Source organism: Maritimibacter sp. (assembly GCF_016774595.1).
Taxonomy (GTDB): Bacteria; Pseudomonadota; Alphaproteobacteria; order Rhodobacterales; family Rhodobacteraceae; genus Maritimibacter; species Maritimibacter alkaliphilus.
Genome location: NZ_JACBWT010000002.1, coordinates 995327 through 1017474, shown reverse-complemented (window position 1 = coordinate 1017474; position 22148 = coordinate 995327). Strand labels below are relative to the sequence as shown.

The 22148-nt window shown below is 68.4% G+C and carries 18 protein-coding genes; all 18 read right to left on the bottom strand.

Features of this window, described 5'->3' with window-relative positions; all coding sequences use genetic code 11:
- Positions 1 to 7: 7 nt before the first annotated feature.
- Genes HOY44_RS16160 through HOY44_RS16075 form a run of 18 tightly spaced genes read right to left on the bottom strand, consistent with a single transcriptional unit; the run spans position 8 to position 22138 of the window.
- Positions 8 to 541: a hypothetical protein gene (locus HOY44_RS16160; protein WP_287436060.1), complete on the bottom strand. Its 534-nt coding sequence runs from the start codon at positions 539 to 541 to the stop codon at positions 8 to 10.
- Between the two features lie 8 nt (positions 542 to 549).
- Positions 550 to 2919, bottom strand: coding sequence for a DUF6519 domain-containing protein (locus tag HOY44_RS16155; protein WP_287436058.1), 2370 nt, complete (start codon positions 2917 to 2919; stop codon positions 550 to 552).
- Positions 2916 to 5393, bottom strand: a complete 2478-nt coding sequence (locus HOY44_RS16150; protein ID WP_287436056.1) for a hypothetical protein — start codon at positions 5391 to 5393, stop codon at positions 2916 to 2918. Before HOY44_RS16150 ends, HOY44_RS16155 begins: the two co-directional genes overlap by 4 nt.
- Positions 5390 to 8032 (bottom strand): baseplate J/gp47 family protein, encoded by a 2643-nt coding sequence (locus tag HOY44_RS16145; protein ID WP_287436054.1) that lies wholly within the window; start codon positions 8030 to 8032, stop codon positions 5390 to 5392. The genes HOY44_RS16150 and HOY44_RS16145 overlap by 4 nt, the downstream gene beginning before the upstream one ends.
- Positions 8029 to 10563, bottom strand: coding sequence for a baseplate J/gp47 family protein (locus HOY44_RS16140; protein WP_287436052.1), 2535 nt, complete (start codon positions 10561 to 10563; stop codon positions 8029 to 8031). Before HOY44_RS16140 ends, HOY44_RS16145 begins: the two co-directional genes overlap by 4 nt.
- Complete coding sequence (locus HOY44_RS16135) at positions 10560 to 10934, bottom strand: GPW/gp25 family protein (protein WP_287436050.1); 375 nt, start codon at positions 10932 to 10934, stop codon at positions 10560 to 10562. Before HOY44_RS16135 ends, HOY44_RS16140 begins: the two co-directional genes overlap by 4 nt.
- Positions 10931 to 11266 carry a hypothetical protein gene (locus HOY44_RS16130; protein ID WP_287436048.1) on the bottom strand — a complete coding sequence of 112 codons (336 nt, stop codon included), beginning with the start codon at positions 11264 to 11266 and terminating at the stop codon, positions 10931 to 10933. Before HOY44_RS16130 ends, HOY44_RS16135 begins: the two co-directional genes overlap by 4 nt.
- A gap of 17 nt (positions 11267 to 11283) precedes the next feature.
- Positions 11284 to 11799, bottom strand: a complete 516-nt coding sequence (locus HOY44_RS16125) for a phage baseplate assembly protein V (RefSeq protein ID WP_008329988.1) — start codon at positions 11797 to 11799, stop codon at positions 11284 to 11286.
- Entirely contained in the window at positions 11796 to 12914 is a 1119-nt protein-coding gene (locus HOY44_RS16120) for a hypothetical protein (RefSeq protein WP_287436045.1), read from the bottom strand. Before HOY44_RS16120 ends, HOY44_RS16125 begins: the two co-directional genes overlap by 4 nt.
- Positions 12901 to 13221, bottom strand: a complete 321-nt coding sequence (locus HOY44_RS16115) for a hypothetical protein (protein WP_287436043.1) — start codon at positions 13219 to 13221, stop codon at positions 12901 to 12903. Before HOY44_RS16115 ends, HOY44_RS16120 begins: the two co-directional genes overlap by 14 nt.
- Positions 13222 to 13234: 13 nt before the next feature.
- Positions 13235 to 13891, bottom strand: coding sequence for a hypothetical protein (locus tag HOY44_RS16110; RefSeq protein WP_008329999.1), 657 nt, complete (start codon positions 13889 to 13891; stop codon positions 13235 to 13237).
- A 3-nt stretch (positions 13892 to 13894) separates the two neighbouring features.
- Complete coding sequence (locus HOY44_RS16105; RefSeq protein ID WP_287436040.1) at positions 13895 to 17275, bottom strand: eCIS core domain-containing protein; 3381 nt, start codon at positions 17273 to 17275, stop codon at positions 13895 to 13897.
- A complete protein-coding gene (locus HOY44_RS16100) occupies positions 17272 to 17511 on the bottom strand; it encodes a hypothetical protein (RefSeq protein ID WP_287436039.1) in 240 nt (79 codons plus the stop codon). The genes HOY44_RS16105 and HOY44_RS16100 overlap by 4 nt, the downstream gene beginning before the upstream one ends.
- Entirely contained in the window at positions 17508 to 19391 is a 1884-nt protein-coding gene (locus HOY44_RS16095) for an ATP-binding protein (RefSeq protein WP_287436037.1), read from the bottom strand. The genes HOY44_RS16100 and HOY44_RS16095 overlap by 4 nt, the downstream gene beginning before the upstream one ends.
- Positions 19388 to 20089, bottom strand: coding sequence for a Pvc16 family protein (locus HOY44_RS16090; protein ID WP_287436035.1), 702 nt, complete (start codon positions 20087 to 20089; stop codon positions 19388 to 19390). Before HOY44_RS16090 ends, HOY44_RS16095 begins: the two co-directional genes overlap by 4 nt.
- A complete protein-coding gene (locus HOY44_RS16085) occupies positions 20086 to 20898 on the bottom strand; it encodes a hypothetical protein (RefSeq protein WP_287436033.1) in 813 nt (270 codons plus the stop codon). Before HOY44_RS16085 ends, HOY44_RS16090 begins: the two co-directional genes overlap by 4 nt.
- On the bottom strand, positions 20895 to 21620 hold the full coding sequence (locus tag HOY44_RS16080) for a hypothetical protein (protein WP_287436031.1): 726 nt from the start codon (positions 21618 to 21620) through the stop codon (positions 20895 to 20897). Before HOY44_RS16080 ends, HOY44_RS16085 begins: the two co-directional genes overlap by 4 nt.
- Positions 21617 to 22138, bottom strand: coding sequence for a phage tail protein (locus HOY44_RS16075; protein ID WP_008330013.1), 522 nt, complete (start codon positions 22136 to 22138; stop codon positions 21617 to 21619). Before HOY44_RS16075 ends, HOY44_RS16080 begins: the two co-directional genes overlap by 4 nt.
- Positions 22139 to 22148: the final 10 nt, after the last annotated feature.

Genomic DNA, 22148 nt, shown 5'->3' with positions numbered 1-22148 from the left:
CCGGCCCTCACGCCTCGTCGCAGGTGACCCGGTCCACGAGAAGTTCGGCCCCGCCGAACACCACATGGCCGAAGAAATTTTTCGGATAGATCACACCGGTCAAGGTTACGGTCAGCACCGGATCGCCCGGCACAGAACTGTCCACGGCCACGGAAGCCAGCGCGCCGTCGAAATCGACGCCGTCGACCTGATGCATGTCGCTGACGGACAGAAACCGACCGTTCACCGACAGGTTCGCGTTGCCCCCCGCATCCACGCAGCGAAACGCGAGCCGGCTCAAGGTCACGTGGCGTGGCGCGGTGTAGACGAAGGCGAACCGGTTCGCTTCGGCATATTGGCCCTGCATCGACGGGCGATGCCCTGCCGGGTGCATCTCTGCCTGCCCGGTCGTCACCGTCGTCCCGTTGCTGTCCACGAACCCGGTTCCGAAAACGGCCCCCTTGCCGGTCTTGTCCCAGATGTTCGCGGGGCTGCTGGACAGCATGAAATTGGTCAGCACCGATCCCGGTGCCCAGTCTGTGAAATCGAAGTCGTATGTCATTGTCGCCCCTACTCGGTCAGATAGAACCAGCTTTTGAAATCGCAGCTCGTCGCCGCATCGCCTGCCGCGATGTTTCCGTCCTCGTCGAGCCGGAAGCCGTGCCGCGCAGGGCTTCCGGTGAGTTCGGTCGACACCGACCCGTTCATATGCCGGGGCGCCGTCCCGGCCTTGTCGCTGGCATAGATGGTGGAGGCGTCGAGTTGCACGAGCACGCGGAACGAATTGGTCCCGGCGACCCATTCGAACCCGGCCTCTTTCATGACGCTTTCAAGGTTCGCCGCGTCCGCCTTGGGCGTCCAGATCAGAACGTGGCGGTCGATCTTTTCATTCGTCTCCTCGTCCTTCTTTTTCAGAAAGGCGAGTTCCCCGACCATGACGACTTCGAGCATCGGGGGCGCGCCGGTGCCTTGGGCGGCGTCGTTCGCCATCACGAGTTTCACCCAGCACGCGTATTGCGCTTCGACGCAGTTGCGGTCGAGCCGCTCGTTGAAGGTGAACCGAAGGCCGTCGTCCATGAAATCCTTGATCGTGACGAACCCGTCGTTGGGCCAGTTCACCGCGATGACGCGGGGGAGGTCCGGCGCGGCGTCCGCGCGCTGACATAGGGCGTCGATGGCATCCTGCACCGTGCGCAGACCTTTCAGGTCCGGGCACACGGCATCGTCGTTACGGTAGAGCGTGCGGGCGGCGGTGTTCACATCGGCGGTGAACATCACCGACTGGCCCGGCTCCGCGCCGCCGTCCAATGTGGCGCGCAAGCCGTGCGGTTTTTCCGCAGCCCCGATATCGAGGCTCCATGTCACCTCCACCCGCCCCTGTTCATCGGCATAGGTCACCGCCGGGTCCGAGGGCTTGATCCCCTGACCTTCGATCTGTCCGGCCGAGAAATCGTCGACCGACGACCATTCGATCCGGGCACCCGGCACCGGGCGCTCGCCGCGCATCACGGCAAGGCGCAGCTTGCCCGGCAAGGGCTGGAACCTATCCTCGGTCTCGGGAAACAGGCTTTGGCCGTCACCGCCTTGATAGGCCAGTATCCGGTCGGACAGGGTCGGAAGGATGATCCGGCAATCCTCGACCTTGAAGTCGGGGTGGCCACTTCCGAAGATCCCGATCGGCGCATACTTGCGCCAAGGGCCGTGCGGCACCTCGAACGCGCCTTCGGGCCAGTCGATACTGCCGTCCGCCCGCGCGGTGAAGGTCCAGAAATCGCCGCGCCGGAACACCGCATCCTCGCCCCCGCCAAGGATCAGCGACAGGCCGAGCCCGATGTCCAGCGGCTTGGACCGCCCGTCACTGTCGATATCTTCGACAACGACCACGCCCGCACCGTCCGGCATCCGGTCCCAGAGCCTGAGGAACCAGTCGCCGTTGCCCAGCGCCCCGGTCGCCGCGATGTCGGCAGGGGTGGCGGCCAGCGTCACCCGATCCTCGGTCGCGCGCGTCACCGCGAAGAGCCGCCCGGCCCCACCCTCGACCGCCTGCGCGGCGGTCGGGTCGATGTCGTCCTGCGGCGTGACGATCTCGGCATAGGTGCCCGGCGCGAACCACGTCCTCGGGTCGCGGGCGGGCGGCGACACACGCAGTTCGGCCCCGGACATCTCGTCGATCCGCACGAGGGTCGAGGCATTGCGCCGGGACACTTTCAGCTTCAGCCCCTTCAGACCGTAAACCCGCCCGTCATCCGGCGCATGTTCGGCCACGGGTTCGCCGCCATGCACCTCCACCCGGTACATCAGGTTCTCAAGCCCGGAAAAACCGCCCTCCGGCAGGATCGTGCAGGGGTCCGCCACCGTCGCCGCCGCGGCCACATCGACGGAAAGCCGCCCGGTGGAATGGCTCGCCATCCCGCGCCAGACATCGGTGTGCATAAGATTGGCGCACTGCGTCTTGTCGGGCAGCGGCAGGATCAGGATCTGCCAGTCCTGCATCGCGCGTCCGGCGGCCTCGGCATCGCCAAGCGCCTTGTCGGCATAGGCCGCGTCCTCGACCGGATCGACGTAACGCTCCACCGTCTTGAGCACATAGGCGAAGGTATCGCCGGGGGCGGATTGCAAATCGACAGGGTTCGGCTGCCCGTCAAGCGTGACATTGTCGGGGTTCTCGATCCGCGTGCCGGCCAGATAGGCCGCGCCGCGCGAAAACTCTATGGACTGCCCCGACTTGCGCGGCTCGAACGCACGCCCCGTCACCAAGAGCCGGTCGTCGGGGCCCAGCGTCTCGGCCGTCTCCCGTTCGATCCGGTAGAGCGGCAACTCGGCGGTGTGCGACAGGTCGGTGTCCAGAAGCACCTGACCCTGACGCGGGACGACCCGGCGCGGGGCGCGCTTGTCCTCGGGCCGGAACAGGTGACGCGAAGCATCGTTGCGAATGGTCATGGGCGATGTCTCCAATACATTGCGGAGCTGGAAAGGCTGTCGTCGAAAATCTCGGCTTCGGCGCCGAAGGGCAGGTAACTGTCAAGCGCGCGGGTCAGGTTCGCGCGCCGGATCGGGGTGCCGGTCGGGGCAAAGGCCCCCATTTCCGTGTCCCCTTCGCCCCCCGCACGGATGCCGGGGTCGGTCAACGGATGCAGAACCCCCACCATCGGTTCGCAAAGATCGGTGTCATAGAATACGGGCGCCAGTCCCAGCGCGATGGCCTCGGCCTGTGCTGCCGACACCCGCCCCTCGGATCGTGCCGCCTGTAACGCAAGGTCGGGCTGGCAGCGGAACCGTTTCGGAAGCGCCTGCGCGGTGGCGGAATAGGAATACCGCATACAGCCGACCTGATGGCGGATCACCTTCAGGCTTCCCGCAAAGATCGCATTCGTCGCATCCAGCGTGCCGACCTCGACATGGCCCAGGATCGTCGTGTCGCAGATCGTCACGTCGGCCTGAGGCGCTTTCATATGCAGCGACATCTCCGGCGTGCCGCCGACGATGGAACGCCGCAGCGTGAGCCGGCTCCCACGCGCATCGCCGTATTTGCTGGAGCTCCAGACGCGGACATTGTCTACGAGCGAATCCTCGATGGTCACGGAAATCGGCTGACCCGGCCGGACATTCAGCGCGGCGCGCGTCGGTTTCACCCGGATGCTGCAATAACGCAGCGCGAGCGCGCTGACGGAATGCGGCGCGGTCGCGATGCCACCCGTGAAGGCGATCCCGTCAAACGTGAGTGTCCCGATCTCTTCCGCTTCGGCAGGGGTCGTTCCGGGCGCGCGGCTTGGCTCGACCTGAATGGCGGCGGCAAGCGTGAACATCCGCTCCCGCCGCACGAGATAGCCGTGGCGGTTCGCCTCCACCGGCACGCCGGGACGCGCCACCTGCGGTCGCCATTGGGCGGCGACCAGCGTCAGTTCGGTGCCGGGATGGGTCTTGATCGTCAGGTTCGCGGTGCGGGCATCGCGGTCGGATCGGGCCAGCACGATGACCCCGACGGTGCCGGGCCGGTCGCCATGTGCGCTCCAATCGGCCAGAGCCTGTTGCAGGGTTTCGACCCGGCGCACGGCCTTGCCCGGCTCCGGTTCGCTCGCACGAGACCCGTCCACAATGCGAATGAAATGGGTTCGCCCCGCGCCGTCCACCAGTTCGAACGGCACATCCGGGGCGTTGCGTTCATGCGGTCCAGCCCCGATGGGCCGCCCGATCCCGGTGGCAAAGGCGACACGCACCTCATCCGCCTCGACACCCGCGGGCAGCACGAGCCGCCCCGTCACCGGATCGAAGGCCGCGGAAATCGGCGCGGCACCCGTGGAGGTGACCGTTTCGCCGGGTCGCACCCAGTCGTAAGCCCGCTCCGGGACGGGACGCTTTGCGGGCGCTTCGTCGAAGTTGGCGATCAGCACCTCCCGCGCCGGGATCTGACGAAACGTGGCCTGCCCCTTCGCCCGGATGAACAGCGTGAAAGCCGGGTTCAGCGGGTCGAACCACTGGCCCGCCACAGGTGTCCCGACCTCCCCTTTCGCATGGGCCCGGCGCAAGGCGTCGGTTTCGCTGTGAAGCGGCAGGCGGCGCAGGCGGTCGGGCATCCGTTCGGGCCGAACGCTGCCACCCGTCGCCTCATCCCCGTCGCTGCGGCGGTCGGGGTTGAACAGGCGGATCGGTTCGCCCGGCATCGACGCGAGTTGAAAATACCCGGCTTTTTGCGTGGGAGGTTCGCCCACCGGCCAAGGCTGCATCGGGGGAAGCGCGGCGACGTCTACGGCGGGCAACGCATCACGGTCGAGGCCGCGTGTGTCCGGGGCGGCGAAGACCGGGACAACCGGGCGCAGAAGGTGCAGCCCCACCGACGGCACGAAGCCGCGCCCCCCGGCGCGCGAGATCGACCGCAGGTCCGAAACACGCGGCAGCGCATCCTGCGCCGTGCCGGCCCGCGCCCGCGTCTCGCCGTCGACAAGCGAGGCAAGGCCGGGTCGATCGCCGCGCGGGTCCGCCAGATGCTGCAACCGGACCAGCCGCCGGAACACCTCGACCGCCTGAGCGCCTTCGCCCGTGATATCGGCGGCCAGCGCGGCCAGAACCCGCGCCGTGCCCTTGCCACGGCGATAGCGGATCGTATTCGCGATGAATGCCCGCGCATTCCAGCCGGCACCCTGTGGCAAGGGGTTCATCGGTTCCGCCGCCACCAGCGCGCCCAGTTCGGTCAAAGCGTCCTCCGGGGCCGTCTCGACGAACAGCGCGTCATGGAAGCGATCAAGCTCGCGGTCGATCTCGGCGCTGCCTTGCGCGAGGACAGCGATGAATGCCTCGAGCGCCCGGCCCTGCGCCGCGTCTTCGGCCCGGATGTCGGCCGGAAGCAGGGCGTAAAGCCGCGCCGCCACATCGTCGCGCCGCTCCTGCGTGATCTCGGGGGACCGGGTGGAGGTCATGGCACCATCTCCTCGAACGTGATCGTGTCGGCGGTGAGGTAAAGCAGCCCGCCTCGCCGGAACGACCGCCCTTCGAACCGGGGAACCGGACAGGGCAGCCGCGCCTGCGCCGGGCTGAACCCGCCGGGCGCCGCCGAGGTCAGCGTGACGACCCGCAACGCGACCACACCCTCGACGGCCTGCGCGACGGCCAGAACCTCGGACGCGTGGAGCGCGGCGCCAAAGGCGCGTGCGGCGGGCGAAAACGCTTGTGCCAATTTGGCGCGGATCGCCGCCTCCACCGTTTCACGGTCCAGCGCGGGATCATGGGCAAGGGCGAGCGTCACGGACACCTCCAGCGCATCGAAACCCTCGATCCTGATGGCCCGTCCGGGCGGTCCGGCGGCCCGCAATGCCGCGCCCAGATCGGTGGGCAGGGCCGAGCCGGTCACGGGCGGCGCAATTTCGGTCGTCGCGATGGTGATGACCATGACCTCGCGCATCCCGTCGCGCAGCACCGTTGCCATCGCTTTTCCGACACCGCGATAGCCGCTCGCGAAGGCCTCATAATCCCCGCGCGAGACGACCCGGTCCAAGGCCCGCACCGAAGCGGGGGCCGCGTCCCGGATGTCTTCGATGCCCTCATGGTCCGACCCGCCGGTCGCGGGGATCGGGTTCGTCGCGGATTTCAGGCCCAGAACCGGCGTCATGATCGTTTCGATCCGCCCGGCATCCACATTGCCCGCGATTCCGCCCCCGGTGCGATAGGCCGCGGTCACCGCCTGCCCCCCGCCCGGCAATCGTCCGGCGAACTGCACCCCGGACGTGCCGCGGCCACCGGGCCTTGGCGGATGAACGCGGTAGGTCCGGTCCGCCCCGGTCTTGCCGAGGAGCGTGTCGCTTTCATCGAAAAGCCGCCCCCCGACGCGGATGTCGAGCGCGGGGGCGTAGCCGCGCGCGCCCGGCGCAGGCACATGCGCCAGCGGCCCGGTGCCCAGCGCGAAGCGTTGCAGGGTACGGGCCGGATTCGCGGTGCCCAGCGTCTCGGTCGCCGGAATCGTGGTTTCACCCTGAGACGCGGACACGCAATTGCCGCGCAGCCGCAGCCCGGCGGCGTGGAAGGTGTTGGCGAGCGGCGCGGTGAACACCAGCGTCGTCATCCCCGGCCCCGGTTCGGCCCGTGCCAGAACCGCGACTTCGGCGCCATGGGAACCGGTGCCGAAAAGCGTGCCTTCGAGGATGATCCGCCGCCCCGGTGACAAGCCGTCCAGAACGCCCTGAACCTCGATCCGGTCACGCGCGCCGTCGCGCGGCAGCCCCTCGTCCTTCAGGCCGACCACCATCGCTTCGCGCCCGGTCTCGAGCCGGATCGTGGTGTCGCGCAGCCGGTCGCGGAAGCTGAACTCCGCCGTGCTCAGATCGACACCCTCGACTGCGATCTCGGTGACCTCCGAGGCCATCGCGAAATCGCTGCGTGCGCGCTCGCGGGTCGAGGCGATGCGCGTCAGCCGTTCGTGCCGGGGGGCGTGAACGTCGTAGCCCTCCGGCACGTCCGGGTTGGCTTCGGGGCGCCGCCCGTCGGTGCCGGGAAGGTAAGGCGTGCCATCCTGCGCGATGCGGACCTTGTTGGGGTAGGAGAAAAGCGCCAGCCCTTCGGCCCGGACCTTGGCATAGGCCGCGTTCAGATCCACCGATCCGCCCGTTGCGGTCCCATCTCGTGACAGGACGAAATTCTTCCACTCGGTCGCGTCCTTCTCGCCCGTGTCGCCCTTTGCCTTGCGCACCTCGTCGGACATCAGGGCGATGTCGGGCGCGCTTGCGCCGAACCCGGTCGCCTTGTCGCCGAGGACCACGACCGTCAAAGGGTCGGCACCGATGCCCGCCGCGTCTTCGGCAATCACGCGGCGCTGATTGCCCAGCGTGAGGATGGCCACCGCAGGCGTCATCTCGCCCGGCACGTCGCCGTCCAGTGGCGTCGGCGCGGGTCGCTCGACCTCGGTCACGCTTGCGACCAGCCAGTTGGACGGCGTGATCTGAGCGGCCACGATGTCACCCGCGCGAACGCCGCTCGCCGTGCCCGCAAGCACGAGCGTTTCGGTGTCGACGGTCACAACAGGCATTTCGGGCGTGCGCAGGGGCCACAGGGTGTTGAAAGCGCGAAGTGCCAAAACGTCCTCGTCCGCCTCGAAGGTCACGGGCATCTCGTCCTGCCCCGGCACGGTCGCGAATTTCAGGCCCCTCGGCACGGTCACGCGGTCTGGCGCCCCCTCGGTCTCGTCCACCGTCAACGCGAGCGTCGTCACAGCGGAGATCGCCGGGCGCGGCGTATAGCCGACCAAACCGGCCAATGCGACCAGCGCGTCACGGTCGGTCGTCAGCCTCAGGCAACCGTCCTGCCACAGGCGGTTCGCGTTCCAAGCAAGGTTCGACAACCCGACCGCGAAGGCGTCGATGAGGGCGATGGCCGGGTCGGCGGAGTCGCGGGTGGTCAGCGGGGCGAGCGGGGCGGAGGTGCCGATGCGCACCCGACCGATCCGGTCCTCCATACGCTCCCGGATGGCTCCGTGGCGAAAGACCACCGGATCGCCCACGGGAATCGAGGTGGCCGCCCCATCGGAGCAACCGCAGCCCATATCGCCACAGGCGCAACGCTCGGTCATCGTCCGCCTCCCATGTTCAGGGTCAGCCGCCCGCGTTCAGGGAAATTCGGGTCGTCCGCCAGTTCGAGGATTTCCGCTTCGGCGGGCCGGATGACCCCGGCGCGCAACTCGCCTGCATCGCGGCGGCCCAGACGTTGAAAGCGGCGCGGCGTCACGCTGGCGACGTCCTTGACCGCCATCACCGTCGCCACCAGCACCGACAGATAGAGCGGCGTGCCGAAGGTCAGCCGGTCCGGATGGAAAAATCCGGGCGAGCCATCTGTCGGGCCTGTGGGCCGCAGCGCCGTGCGCACAGCGGCGGCTACCTCGGACCGCAGCGCCGATGCTGCCACGCAGATCTCGAGGTGGATGTCGAGCGGCGCGGGACGCGGAGCGCGGACCGCCACGTCGCAGCCGATCATCCGGTAGCGGTCGAGGAAGTCTTCGACTTCGCGCCTGAAACCCGGATCGACCTGTCGCCCCTCTGCGCGGTCGACATAAATCAGCATGGTCTGCCAAGCGCCGGTCCAGCGGGCTATGGCGGTCGCGTTGACGACCTCGGGGTGGCGCATGGCGACCTCGGCGTAATCCTCGGGCGTGATGGCCCGGTCCTGCACCCGGAACGCCTCGGGCGCGCTGGCGCGGATCGTGGCGGCATCGGCGGGATCGGCCCCGCCGGATGCCGCGAGCGGGTTGGTGATCGTGATCGCCGCGCCTTCTAGAGGCACAGGTAATACGCAATGCGCCAGCGCACCCGGCCCGATGTTCCCGCGTGTCCCGACCCCGATCCTAGCCGTTGCCCGGATCGTCGACCCCGGCGCAGGTTCCAGCCCGTTCACGCCGTCGCCGAAGCGCAGGGCCGCCCGCCCGTCGACGGTCGTCTCGACCACGAAGCCGCGCTCGAACGCGCCCGCGGACACCAGATCGCGCCGCGCCCGCCAGATCGAGAAATCGTCGTGCAGGTCGAGCGCGGGCAATGCCGCCTCGGGCGTGACCGTCATCAGGGCGGCGGCGGGCGCGGTGTCGGGGGGCGCCGTCAGGTCCACGGGTGCGATCCGCGACAGATCGGCCCGGTCCAGCTTGGGGCGCCAGACGAACCCCGGCTCGGGCTCGAGCGGGGTCAGGACCGGGCGCAGGCTGTCGGCGGTCGCGGACAAGGTCGCTTCTGCCGTCGAGGTCACACTCTGCGCCACGTCGGTCAGATGCTCCGGCGGCGGCAACGATGCGCCGTGATCGGCCAGCGTCACATTGCCCAGCACCGCAGCGCAGGCCACCGCCCCCCGCGCCGCGTTCGCCCCGTTGGGCCGTGCCGACAACACGAGATCGAAGGGGAGCGCGTCTGCCGCCCCCCATGTCACGGTGACCAGTCGCAACGATGGGTCGAGCAGGTCTTCCTCTGGCTCGGCGCGGGTCACGCGCACCATATGCCGACGCTGCGGATCTGCATCGGCGGCAAGCCCGGTGTCCGGGGCCGCCGTTTCGACCAGAACGAGCAGGTCACCCGCCCGGATCGGCCCGGCGCCGCCCCCGGTATCGACCAGCGTCGCCTGCGTCGCCCCGCGCGGCAACAGGCAGGCGTCATCGGACCACCTGTGAAACCCGATCGCGTTGCGCCACGACCAGAGCGGCAGATCCGCCAACGTCTCGAACACCACCGGCACCCCGCCTTGAAGCCGCGCGGCATAGGCACCGATCCCCAACACCGGCGGCGCTTCGCCTTGGCGGACGAGCACAGGTGTCCGGGCGGGCATCACCGCGCCCTCCGGCCCGCCAGAGCCGAGCGTCACCGCAACGGGCACCCGTGCGCTGGCCCCCTGCGGCGGGACGTAATCGACCAGCCGTGCGTGACGCACCAGCGACCTTGGCTCGCGGGCCGTGGTGGGCAAGGCTTCGGTCCCGATCCAATCCAGCCGGTAGCTTTGCTGATCGAGCCGATAGGCCAGCGCCTCGACCAGCGTGGTCGTGAAATCCGCGGCCTCGGCCCCCGCGAACCCCGGCACCAGTTCGGCCATCCGGTCCAGAAGCTGCCGCCGGAGCGCGGGCCAGTCGCGTGCGGTGCGGTCGATGATGAGCGCCTCGTTGGCGAAACTCTGCGGCGGGGTGCCGCCCTCGGGCGCGCAATCGAAGTCGGTCGGGCAATCGCGTTTGAACGAAATCTCGACCGAGGAGAGACGCGGATCGAAGCCGTCCGGGGGACGGCGCGCGCCCGCCGCCCGGACGATGGAGAGCGAATAGGTCGAGAAATCGGTGGGTTGCCCGCCCGGCAGGGTCAGGCGGTAGCCAAGGACGCTTTGGTGGTTCTTCAACGCCTCGACAGCCGGGGCTACAACGGGTGCGGGGAACCGCACACCCCCGGTGATCGCGAAATTCTCGCCGGTCAGCGCAGGTCCGGGCAATGGGAGCGGCGAGACCAGTCTGACGCGGATCTCCGTCGGGTCCGCCACGGTCCGCCCGACCGCCACCTCGACATAGTCGATACCCGTCAGACCTTCGGCGGCCGCCACCGCCGCCCGGCGCCCCGGGTCGCAACATGTATAGCGTGCGCCGATCATGGAAGCGCCTTCGACACGGTCAGGGTGTCGCTGGCCCCGGTCGCGCGCAGCCGATAGGCCAGGTCCACGTCGAGCCTGGCCGCATCGCCGTCGAAGGTCGCGCTCAGGCGCTCGATCACGATCAGGTGCCCCAGTTCCTGCTGAAGCCCGGCTTCCAGCGCGGCGGCCAGCGCCTCGGTCGCGATCCCGCCACCTCCGGAGAACAGCATCTGCCGCACGGGCGAGCCGAAGGCGGGCCGCATGACCCGCTCGCCCGGCATCGTCAGGATGACGTGCCGCAGCATGTCGCGCACATGGGCGGCGCTGCACGGCATATGCGTCGCCGCGCGGCCCTCGGCACTGGGACCGAAGGGAAAGGCCAGACGGGTCATTGTGCGACCACCCGCGTCTGCGAGCCGGAAATGATCGGCGGCCCGCCGGGGATCTGCTCGGCCGACAGGCACAGGGCCGAGAGCGGATTGATGAGCACGGGCTGGCCCAGCGAAGTGACGCGCGTGGACGCCGCGATCCAGCGCGTCGTGACGCAGGGCTGGGGCTTGCCGTTGGGCAGGGTGAAGGCGCAGCCCGCCACCATCCCCGGGTCGGTCAGCACCGCGACCGGCTGCCCGGACACGGTGACCCGCGGGCTTTTCGGCAGGATCGTCAGCGTGCCCCCGTGCGGGCAGGTGGCGATCGTGTTGGCGTGAAGTATCGGTCCCGGCATGTTCCCTTCCCCCGTCTTCAGGTCACGACAAGCGCGCCGTTGTTGATGATGACCGAAGGGCCGGACATCACGATGGTCGCCCCCTGCCCGTTCGAAATCGTGGTGCCCGCCGCCCCCATCATGAAGAGCGCCCCCGTCGCGGTCTTGATGAGGACCTGCTGCGCGGGGTTGTCCGACAGCGTGACCGATGTTCCGGTCGTGGTCTGGAAATGGATGTTGGGCGTCACCGGAGACGCACCGGCCAGCGCCAGCGCCGGGAAACCGCCGATCTCGGGGAAGAAGCCCCCCGACCAGATCGGGTAGTCGGGATCGCCCGCCTCGAACTCGACCCAGACGCCTGCGCCCAATTGCGGCAGCGCGACCATCCCTGCCATCGCCTTGGCCGCGAAGGGAAAGGAGGGCATCGCCCAGGTGGACGGGAACGCACCATACTTGTCGCCGAGTTGAACCATGATCCGGCCCTGGTTCTGCGGGTCGATGTTGTTCAGAACCGTCGCGCGGTACTTGCCGAAATACTTGGGTCCGTCGGTCATGGGGTCACCGTCTCTTTCTGTGGCATCAGGCCCTCGCGGGCGAGTTGGAACGACTGGCGCCATGCGCCGCGCGTGAGCGAGTGGGTGACGGATGAGACATACCAGACCCCGTCATGCGCCCGCCCGGCCCCGCGCAGGCCCACCAGTTGCCGGGCGTTGAGCGGCTGGCCATAACGCGCGAGGTCGATGGTTCCGTTCGCCAGCACCGGATCGCCCTTGGCGGTGCCGGACAGGATCATCCCGGCCACCTCCGGTGCACTCAGCCGTTCGGTTTCCAGAAGCCGGGTCTTGCCGGGCACGACCGGACGCCCGGCCAGCGGCGGCTTCAATATGCCCACCGGCGGCGCCGGGACCGGAACCGAGAAATTGCCGGCCTTCACGAACCCGAAGGCAAGCTCGGCGACGTTGGCATCGACGCTGAAGCTCATCTCGTCGAGGTTGGACATCTGGTCGAAATCGAGCGTCAGCGCCGGTTGTGCCGTGCCCACCCGCACTTCGGGGCCCCAATAGGCGGTGTTGGTCCCGACCTCCGGCCCCGGCTTCATGTAAAAGACATAGCCCGCGTCCGAGGCCAGTTTGGACACATAGGCGAAGTCCGACCCCTGCTGCTGCGCGATCTTTTCGGTGGGAGACGCGACCACCGAGAACGGCGAAGGGATCACCATGGGGATGACGCCATACATCGCGTATTTCGCGACGATCAGCGCGACGCGGGCGAAGGGCGGCATCGCCGGGAACGGAAACCCGGTAAAGTCGATCAGGTCCATGTAACCCGTGATATCCTCGCCCGTCAGCGTCAGGCGGTTCTGCCCCGGCTGGCGCGTGGCGGTGATGTCGTGGCGCTTGATCGGCCCGTCCGCAAGCACCCGCGACACCCCGTCGAGCGTCGTGACGAGGATCACGCGGTTCATCGGATCGAGCATACCGGACGGAAGGAATTCCGTCGCGATGGGCGAGGTTTTTCCGTAGGTGAAGGTGATCTGATATCCCGACCGCCGCCCCGTCGCCTCGGTCACTTCAGCGCTTTCCAAGGCCGCGATCAAAGGCTCGGGCGCGAGCGATGTGGCGAGCGGCCCGATCCTGAGCGAGAGGGAGACGCCCTTAAGTGTCGCCATCGCCGGACGCCTCCAGTGGCAAGGGCAGCATCAGCCGTTTTCGCGGCTCGGAGGTGACACGCGCCGGGTCGTCGGCCCCGTCCGCATCCACTATGCGCCAGTAAAGCAGCGGGTCGCCCATCCGCTCGGCCGCGAGGGCGTCGATCCGTTCGTCGCCCGCAAGTTCGACATGGCCCAAAGGCACGAACCGATCACGCGCGGGGATGATCCGTCGGCCCAGAAACGGCACGCCATCCCCGCCTTCGCCTTCGTCGATGCGAACGGGCGTGGTGTAGTAACGGCTGGTCGGCAGAACCGGATCGCTCATGCGCTCTCTCCCCTCATGGCGTTCCCGACAGGCCGAGCGCCGACAATGCGCCGCCCTTCCCCTCAGCCCGCTTTTCGCGCCGCGCCAGCGCCGCCATGTAAAGCTCGGCCCCCTTCGTTCCCCATGCCAAATCGTCCACCGTCAGAACCGAGGTGCCGATGGACAGACGCGCGCGGATCGGGTCGAGGTTGGTGTCGAACGCTTCCTCGGTCACCGACACATCCGTGATCCTGACCGGCAGCACCCGGTTCGGCCCCAGCACCAGAAGCACCAGCGGAGAAGGCAGGGGCAGGATTTCCAACGCCCCGCGCATCGCCATCTCATGCCCCGCCACCATGTCGTCCACCTTGGGCGAAATCAGCACTTCGAGAAGGGCGAGATCGGCGGTGATCCCTTCTTCGCCCGGTGCCAGAACGGGACCGCCCGGGGCGACCGAACTGTCGGTCGCGTCCAGTTCGATCTCGAATGTCAGGGTTTCCTGCGGCGGGCCGGTCAGGCGCAGCGCCGCGGTTCCCTCTGCGCCGGACTGCGCTCCCGCAGGCGTCAGTCGCCGCGTCAGGCTGTCGGGGTTGAACTGGAACACGATGGTTCGGATCACCGCCTTGCCGTCGCCGTCCATCACGACGAAGCCACCTTTCAGCGCACGGGGAGATTGGGACAACGCGACCATCTGCTACTCCAACGTCGAAAAGCCGAGGCCGCTGGGGCCGGCCACCGCCCGGCCCTTCGCATCTTCCAGGCCACGCTTGAGCCGTTCGGTCGCATCCGGCACCTTTTCGGTGACCGTGACCTTGTTCTGGCCGGTGCCTTCGGCGGTGAACTGTTTCATGAACGCCTTGGGGTCGATGGCGGGATCGATGCGGATTTCGGACAGGCTGGGCGGCGTGATGGTGCCGTCCTTCGCCCGCGACAGCGTGCCCAGATGCAGCGTCAATTCAGGCCCGATGTTCACCGGACCGTATTCCGCGAACTTTTCGCGGATCTCGTGGCTCATCAGGCCGTAGGCCGCATAGCCCTCGATCGCGGCTTCGAACCCCACGGTTCCGGTGATCGCCAGCTTCGCCTGTGCGGCGACGGACAGGGCCAGCCCGTCCTTGTCGTAATCGGCCGAAAACGGCGTGGAGGCATCGAGGTTCAGATGCAGTCCCGGCACGACCGCCAGCTTGCCCTTCACCCCCACGGCCCCCTTGGCAAGTTCCGCCCCGATCGACCCTTCGACGACGCCTTCGAGGTTCAGAGAGCCCGGCAACGTGATCTTGCCGCTCAAGGCTGCCTTGACCTCCATCTCGGCCTCGAACGGATAGAACGATCCCTCGAACGTCACCTCTTTCAGCGCGATGGGGCCCAGCTGGTAGCCGAAGCGCACCGCGCCGCTGATCCCCGCCGTCGCGTTGATGAAGGTCAGGGGTGGCGGCAGCGGAAACGGCATCTCGACCCCGGCTTCGAACAGGGTGTTCAGCGCCTTGCCATCCTTGGGCCACGCCGGGCTTAGGGGAATGTCGTCCACGCTCACCCCGCCCTTCAGCTTCACCCGTCCGCTGCGCTCCAGTTCGACGCCGAGTTCGGGGCGGAGGTGATCGTTGAGTTGATAGGCGATCAGCCCCGTGCCCGAGATGACGCCATCCGGGTGCAGCGTCACGGTGATCGTCCCGGTCGCCTTGCCCGCCTTGAGCTGGGTCGTGCCGGTCCCGCTGAACGCGCCCGCTTCGCCGTCCTTGCGGCGATAGGTCATTTCCAGCCCTGCATTCACGCCCCGGACCTCGACCCCGGCGTTTCCGGTCAGGACGACCTCGCCCTCGGAATAGGTGCCGTGCAAGGCGACCGATTTCACGAGCGGCACAGGGTCGGTGACCGTCGCGCCGCCGGAGTAGACCAGCCGTTCGTCCGCGTAGTCCAGTTTCATATCGACCGACGCGCCGCCAAGCCCGAAACTCAGGCCGCCACTAGCGAATACGGCGATGCCGCCATCGCCCTCCCGAAACCCGATCTCGGCGTCGACGCGCGCGCCTCTGATCTTCGACGATTTGGCCTTGAGCGATCCGGCCCAGCCCGCGCCCGAGGTGTAGCTTACGTTGCCTTCGGCGGCGTCGATCCCCGGAAGCCCCATCGCGGGAACCAGCGATCCGGTCACGTTGAACGCCCCACCGATCAGGCCCGCCTCAAGCTTGCCTGTCGCGATGGGTTTTTCGGCGGGCCCGATCTCGAACCCGATGGACCCGCGCGGCACGAACTCAGGCATCAGGTCCAGTGCCAGCGCCCCCTCGGTGAAGCGAAAGAGCTTGCCGGGCGCCGTCAGCGCGTCTTTCCCAAGAGCGCCGACGACCGCCAGTTTCTCGCCACCGTCCTGTGTCGCCGAATATTCCACGGCGATGTCGCTCAGCATCGGCACGGTCGAATTGATCGTTCCTTTGGCCTTCAATCCGCCTTTCGCGTCGAGCGGCGCGAAGCTCAGGTATCCCGGCGACAGATAGGGGTAGTAGAACTCGATCTTTTCATTTGCGCCGGGCGTCAGCCTGAGGTTGCGCATCTCGCCTGCGGCGACATTGTCGGGCACCGGTCCGGTGGCCATCTCGGCGATCAGGTCGACCTCCGGCCTGTCCGCTCCCGACCGTTTCTTGGCGAGCGAATCCAGACGCCCCGAGACCTTTTCCGACTTCGACCATGCGCCCTCGGCACCGCGTTCGTAGGACTTGATCCGCACACCGGGGATCAGGCGCTTGGCGGAATTGTCGATGGGCGTGACGCCGGTTTCGGCCACCCGGATCACCTCGGTCACACCCCCGGCCACCAGAGCCAGAGGGCTGCCCGCGGTCGCGCTTTCAGGCATCGTGCCCTTGATCCGGCCCGCCCGCAGCATGTCTTCGATATGGAAACTCGGGTCGTCGGTTCCCGTGGGCACGGTCACATGGCCAAGCCGGATCTGGATGTTGCGCACCTCGCTGCCGCGCATATCGGGCGCCCGGATCGCATCCACGACCTCCAGTAGCTTGTTGAACGTATTACTGCCGGACTCCCGGTTCTTGGTCGCATCGAGGATCTGAAGGTTCGAGGGAACCGATGTGCCGCCCATCTGCTTCTCGACGATGTGGTCGATGTCGCAGCCGGATTTTCCAAGCCCTTTGCCGAGGTTCCTGACTGTCTTGTCCACCCCCTTGGCCTTCAACGCGGTCGCCACAACCGGATCGCTCTCGCCCGCCTTCAGAAACGCGTCGGACAGCGCCATTTCCGAGGAGAAGCCGAAGTTGTTCAGCCAGATCTTCTTGTATTTCTCGCTGCCTTCCTTGAACGCCGAAACCCGCTCCGGATCGGTGCCGTTGAAAAGGGGCGTGAAGACCAGCCGCCCGGCGCCGCCCGCAAGGTCGTGCGCGTCCTTGACCCAAGGCCCGATGCCCTTTTCGAGCGGCAGGGCGAAGCTGTCCAGTTGCACCACCAGCTCGTCACGGCCATCGCCGAAAGGCACGTCGCGCACCACCTTCATCCCCGGCGGGAGACGCACGGGGGCCTGCGCTGCCGGGCTGTCCGTGATCGGCGCTGGGGCCTCACCTTCCGGCTGGCGCTGGATCGTGCCGGGGTGCGCGGCGCCGAGCGCGGGCATGGGCCGCCCTGCGGCAAAGGCAGCGGCGGCGCCGTCCGCGGCCCGTTCGAGCGCCAGTGTTTCGCCGTCCGTCGGGGTCGGCCCGCCGCTGGCGAGCGGACGGTTGGCCTGCTGCACGACATGCGCCACCTCATGCGCGATCAGCGCCGTGCCCCTGCGCGTGTCGGGGCGATACCGTCCGGCCCCGAACACGATGTCCGAGCCGGTCGCAAAGGCATTGGCGCCCAAGGCCCGCGCCGCATCATGGGCGCGCGCGTCGTCATGGACGCGCACATGCCCGAGATCCCGTCCGAACGCCGCCTCCAGCCGTCCGCGCAGGTCGGCCCCGATCGCCTGCCCGCCGCCCGCGCGGGTCGGGGCGAATGCGGCGATCGGCGGCGTGGATCGGACCTCGGCGGGGGCCACATGGGGCTTAGCCGGCACGGGGCGCGCGACCGGGTCCATCCGCCGCCCGCTCATGTCTCGCCCTCCGGCAGGTTCAGGCCCGCACGCGACAGGGCCGAACGCACCGCGCCCGCCACCGCAGCGACCGCCGGGTCACGCGGCAGGCCCGCCGCCGTCGCCTGCAAGAGCGCCGGAGCAAGATCGCGCGCCAGACACCCGGCGATGCGGTCGGCCTCGCGCCGTGTCACGATGCCCGACGCGCCGTGGACGGTCAGTCGCCCGATGCGGATGGTGAGGGGAGCCTCGCTCATTGCACGATATCCCCCCAGCGGATGACGGGGGCGGGCTTGCCCTCTTTCGCCAGTTCCGCCGCCAGTTCCGCTTCGATCATCGTTTCGGTGATCGCCCCGCCCTGATCCGCTGCCGCGAAGGCGGATTTGAGCGCGACATTGCGAATGGCCCCGCCCGAAAGCGGCAGGTCGGCCAGCGCGTGAAGGTTGATCCGGGCGGTCGGCGCGGCCGGGGGAAACGCCTTTTGCCACAGCGTCAGCCGTTCGGTGGCCGACGGCAGCGGGAAATCCAACGCGAACCTGAAACGGCGGCGAAACGCGGGGTCAATGGACTCGCGCATGTTCGTCGTGACCACGGTAAAGCCCTGAAACGCCTCGATCCGGGCCAGAAGGTCGCCCGTCTCAGCGTTCACGTGCCGGTCCGTGGCCGACCCCACCTGCCCGCGTGCACCCCAGACGGAATCGCCCTCGTCCCAGACCATGACCGCGCCGCTCCTTTCGGCTTCGGCAAATGCGGCGGCAATATTCTTGGACGTCTCGCCGATGTATTTCGAGATGATCTGGCTCAGGTCGATCACCATCAGCCTGAGGTCGAGCGCGCTGGCCAGAACCTCGGCGGCCATCGTCTTGCCGGTGCCCGACAGGCCCGAGAACAGAACCGCGACGCCCCGGCCCCGGCCCCCCATGCTGCGCCCGAAACCCCAATCGTCGAACACGTCGGTCGCATGGCGTACATGGGCGGTGATCCGGCGCATCTCGCCCTCGATCTGGCGGGGGAGCACGATGTCGTCCCAAGTAAAGACCGGCTCGCGCAGCGATGTGCCCGGAAGGGGCCGCACCTGATGTGCCCGCGCCGCATGGTGCCAGAGCCGTGCCGCTGCGCCGTCGTCATCCTGGGCCGCGTCGATCTCGTCCCCCGCGCGCGCGACCACGGTGCGTATGTCGGCATCGCCCAGCGCGAAATGCCCGGCCACGCGGGCCAGAGCGCGCGATCCCACCCGGTCGGCCCGCTCTGGCCCGAGGGCGGCGGCCCAGACCATCGCGTCTGCCCGGCGCGGCGCGCTGTCGGGCAGAACCATCACCGCACGGGTGAACCCATTGGCATGAACCGGCCCGGTGACGACCACCTGCCCCGCGATCCGGTCGCAAAAGGCTTGCAGTCCGGCGCGCGCGCCCTCGCCCGCCTGCACGATCAACGCCCGCCGGTCGAGCGCGGCCTCGCGGCTCCAGACCCGCGCAAGCCGATCCCGCGCAACGGGATCGTCGGGGATGTCGGAGGCCGACAGGACCCAGGGGTCGAGACCCAGCCCGGAAAGCCCATCGGCCACCCGCCCGGTCTCGATCGCCCCGGCGAGCACCACGGGGGGCATCCCGTCCGGCCCGCGCCGCGCCAGACACACCCGCAAGCCAGCCAATGCGCCCCCGGTCCGGCCCGCGCCGACCGGAGACATCCGTGCCGTGATGAGCGTGTCACGCACAGGTGCGCCGATCAGACGGTCGAGCACAGGGTCAGCCAGCGTCAGCCGCGCCGCCGCGCGCGCCCCCTCGCTCATCTCGACGATCTCGAAGCGGCGCAGGGCGTGGCTGGCGGAAAGCGCCTCGGGCCCGAGATCCCCGATCAACGCGCTGGCCAGCCAGACCGGGCAACCGCTCAAACCGCCCGCGGCCTCAGCCACCTCGCGCGCGACCGGGGCCGAGGTCGCGCAGGCCAGAAGGACGGCGACGAGTTCCACTTCGCCCGGCGCCAGATCGAAGGTCTCGGCAAGATCGGCCAGCGCCGCCCCCTCTCCCGCCTCCAATGCCGCATGAAGCGGCGCGAAACCGGCAAGCGCCTCGCCCTTGGCCGATGCGGTTAGCGCGTCGGCGGTCAGCCGCCCGGCGAGAGGCACGAGGGCGCTCATGCTTCGCCCCCCTGGTCTGCCCGAACCGGGTCCGGCACCACTGCGATATTCACCTCGTCCACGGTGTTGGGGTCGGGATAGGCCTCGTCCGGCACGAGGAAGACCGCTTGAACCTTGTAGAAAGCGGACGGTCGAAGCGGGGACTGAAGCGCAGACCAGAGCTTCGTGGCTTGATCCACGTCCACCGGCTCCTGCGAGATCGAGATTTCCTCGGGCTGGCTTTCGGGCGTGTCGAGCGGCTCGGCGTAAAGGCCATCCATGAAGCTGCCGGACTCCGAGGCCGCGACGCCATGAAGGACCGAGGCGATCAGCGGGCGCGACAAAATCCCGACGTTGTGAAGCGCGAACATGCCGGTGCCGAGCAGCACCTCACGCTCCAGCCCCGATCCTGTGGCCGCCAGCATGTAGTGGAGGTCGAGGACAAGTGGCGAAGGGGCGAGCCGTGCCCCCTGCGAGGTCACATGGGGTTCGAACTGGTTGCGGTAGGCGGTATTCGGTCCCGCCTGATACAGGTAGAGGATCAGCCCCGCCGCTTCGGCGGGCGTCGTGCCGTTCACTGCGTTGGTGGCCGCCGGGCGGGGCGGCGGCGCGATCGTGACCGGCGGCGGCGTATGGCTGCCATAGGTCGTTTTCAACCGCGCTTCGATCAGCCCCTTCAGGACGAAGGTCGTGGCGGGGACGGCGAAAGGCACGCTCATCGCCGCCCCCGGGTCTCGAGGTAATCGTCGAGCGCGACGGGGGAATGCGTCGTCGGGCGCGGGGTCCGCGCGGGTCCGGGTTTCGCGGCGGGATCGGTCAGGCGAATATCGATCTGTCCGATTTCGACGATGACGAGTTCGGGGGCCGCCTGCGCCTCGGCCAGCGGCGACGGGGCCGGGCTGACATCCTCGGCAGCCGGGGGGACGAACAGCGTTCCAAGCTGCTCGAGCAAGGCCGTGAACAGGTCACCCTCGTCGGTTTCGTGGGTCGGGGTCGGTTCGTCTTGGGCGTGCGGCTCTTCGCGCGGCGGAGCCGAGGCTTCGGTCGGTTTTGCGACGTCCTGCGCGGCGGGTGCGGGTTCGGTCGGGTTGTTCGGTTCCGGTGCTGCTTCGGCCTCTGCCGCAGGCATTGGCGGCGCGGGGGCGGTCCACCGTTCATCCTGCTCTGCCGTTGTCGGAACTGATGTCTCTTGCGGCACCACTTCAGTTTCGACTGCCTGCGGGGACACCGGAGCTGCAACCGTCTCCGCCGTCCGAACCGATGGCGCGGTCACGTCGCTAGGCTCATGCGTAAAGGTCTGCGGCGGGACTTGGCCTTCATCCTCCCCGGCCGTGTGGGCGGCCGTCGTCTTGCGTGCAGGCGGCGAGGTAGCGTCCGGTCCGATGTCCTCGTCCGCTTCCTCGGTGAACTGCATCCCGTCCGGACCACCCCGGTCGATGCCCCCTTCGAACCGGGACGGCACGCGCGGCGCGGCGTCGCCGGGTCGACCTGTCGCCGCGCGTTGCAAAGCGTTGAAATACCCGCTCATCCCAGGACCCTCCGGCCCGGCACCCGCGCCTGCGCCGCACGGGCCGTCACCATGGCGACATAGGCGCGCCGCCGGTCGGTCGGCAGCGAGAGGACTTCGCCCTCGGTCCACCCATAGGCGCGCGCCAGACAATCGACTTCGGTCAGGAGCGCGCGGTACAGCCGGTCGATGCCCGCCGCGACGAAGCCCGCCGGTTCGACGCTCGCCTCCGTCTCGGCCCCGCATTCGGGACAGGCCGTGTCGATGCGAATGTCCCCCCCCGGATCGTGGGACGCGAAAGCCGCCTCCAGCGCGGGAAGACCCGCCTCGGGAAAGGGCGTATCGTCCAGCGCACAGCGCCGGGTCAGGTCCAGCGCATCCCCTGCGGCATCGAGATCGGCCATGGTCGGCACACGGAACCGATGGACCTGACCGTCGACGGTGACCGCGACGACCGTGTCCGGGCCCGGCACCGGGGCAGACAGGATCGCGTCCTCGGGAACCGCGAATTCGATCTCGGTCCCGCAGGACAGGCAGGTCAGACGGGCCTCCAGCGCATCGCCAAGAAGGGCGCGGCCCAGCCGGATCACGCGCTGGTTGCGCGCGCCCAGCGTGTCGGTTCTGAGCGTTTCGCCCGGCACGAACACGGCCATCAACCGCGCCAAACGCAGATGGGGCGGGGCCGGATCACCGATGCGCCAGGCGTCCAGAACATCGGCCGCAGTCAGATCATGTCGGGTCATGGCGTTGCGAAGGTCGGCTCCTTCGGCTCGACCACCGCGCGGTCACGCGCCCACCCTTCATGCTCCAGCTTGATTTTCGCGATGGCCACCGCGTTCGCATTCGCGTCCAGGTCCGGCAACGCCTCGTATTCCGAAACCCAGGCCCGGAACACGTTGTAGGTCATGACGACCTGCCCCGCCTCGTTCATCAGTTCGATGATGATGTCCTTTCGGAAATCATCCAGCGACACCTCGCCCCCCGGCTTGGTGCCATAAGCCCAGACCTTGTTCGCCCAGGCTTCGAACCGGCGGTCATGGGTGACCCCCTGTTCCAGCGTGATCGGCTCATACTCCGTGCGTCCGGGCGCCTTGAACGAGGTCGATGGATCGCCGCCGGAGCGGTGCTTGATGACCTCGGTCGACCGCTTCAGGGTGGAAACCTTGGACACCCCGGCGACGTAGTCGCCATCCCATTTCACGCGGAACTTGAAGTTCTTGTAGGGGTCGAGACGCCGCGCGTTTACCGAAAATTGTGCCATACCGTCCGCT

Bases quoted from the DNA above. Each gene is read 5' to 3' on its own strand.
- HOY44_RS16080 (WP_287436031.1), bottom strand. From the start codon at position 21,620: ATGACCCGACATGATCTGACTGCGGCCGATGTTCTGGACGCCTGGCGC.
- HOY44_RS16090 (WP_287436035.1), bottom strand. From the start codon at position 20,089: ATGAGCGTGCCTTTCGCCGTCCCCGCCACGACCTTCGTCCTGAAGGGG.
- HOY44_RS16120 (WP_287436045.1), bottom strand. From the start codon at position 12,914: ATGGCGACACTTAAGGGCGTCTCCCTCTCGCTCAGGATCGGGCCGCTC.
- HOY44_RS16085 (WP_287436033.1), bottom strand. From the start codon at position 20,898: ATGAGCGGGTATTTCAACGCTTTGCAACGCGCGGCGACAGGTCGACCC.
- HOY44_RS16145 (WP_287436054.1), bottom strand. From the start codon at position 8,032: ATGACCGAGCGTTGCGCCTGTGGCGATATGGGCTGCGGTTGCTCCGAT.
- HOY44_RS16160 (WP_287436060.1), bottom strand. From the start codon at position 541: ATGACATACGACTTCGATTTCACAGACTGGGCACCGGGATCGGTGCTG.
- HOY44_RS16115 (WP_287436043.1), bottom strand. From the start codon at position 13,221: ATGAGCGATCCGGTTCTGCCGACCAGCCGTTACTACACCACGCCCGTT.
- HOY44_RS16100 (WP_287436039.1), bottom strand. From the start codon at position 17,511: ATGAGCGAGGCTCCCCTCACCATCCGCATCGGGCGACTGACCGTCCAC.
- HOY44_RS16140 (WP_287436052.1), bottom strand. From the start codon at position 10,563: ATGATCGGCGCACGCTATACATGTTGCGACCCGGGGCGCCGGGCGGCG.
- HOY44_RS16150 (WP_287436056.1), bottom strand. From the start codon at position 5,393: ATGACCTCCACCCGGTCCCCCGAGATCACGCAGGAGCGGCGCGACGAT.
- HOY44_RS16125 (WP_008329988.1), bottom strand. From the start codon at position 11,799: ATGACCGACGGACCCAAGTATTTCGGCAAGTACCGCGCGACGGTTCTG.
- HOY44_RS16095 (WP_287436037.1), bottom strand. From the start codon at position 19,391: ATGAGCGCCCTCGTGCCTCTCGCCGGGCGGCTGACCGCCGACGCGCTA.
- HOY44_RS16105 (WP_287436040.1), bottom strand. From the start codon at position 17,275: ATGAGCGGGCGGCGGATGGACCCGGTCGCGCGCCCCGTGCCGGCTAAG.
- HOY44_RS16110 (WP_008329999.1), bottom strand. From the start codon at position 13,891: ATGGTCGCGTTGTCCCAATCTCCCCGTGCGCTGAAAGGTGGCTTCGTC.
- HOY44_RS16155 (WP_287436058.1), bottom strand. From the start codon at position 2,919: ATGACCATTCGCAACGATGCTTCGCGTCACCTGTTCCGGCCCGAGGAC.
- HOY44_RS16130 (WP_287436048.1), bottom strand. From the start codon at position 11,266: ATGCCGGGACCGATACTTCACGCCAACACGATCGCCACCTGCCCGCAC.
- HOY44_RS16075 (WP_008330013.1), bottom strand. From the start codon at position 22,138: ATGGCACAATTTTCGGTAAACGCGCGGCGTCTCGACCCCTACAAGAAC.
- HOY44_RS16135 (WP_287436050.1), bottom strand. From the start codon at position 10,934: ATGACCCGTCTGGCCTTTCCCTTCGGTCCCAGTGCCGAGGGCCGCGCG.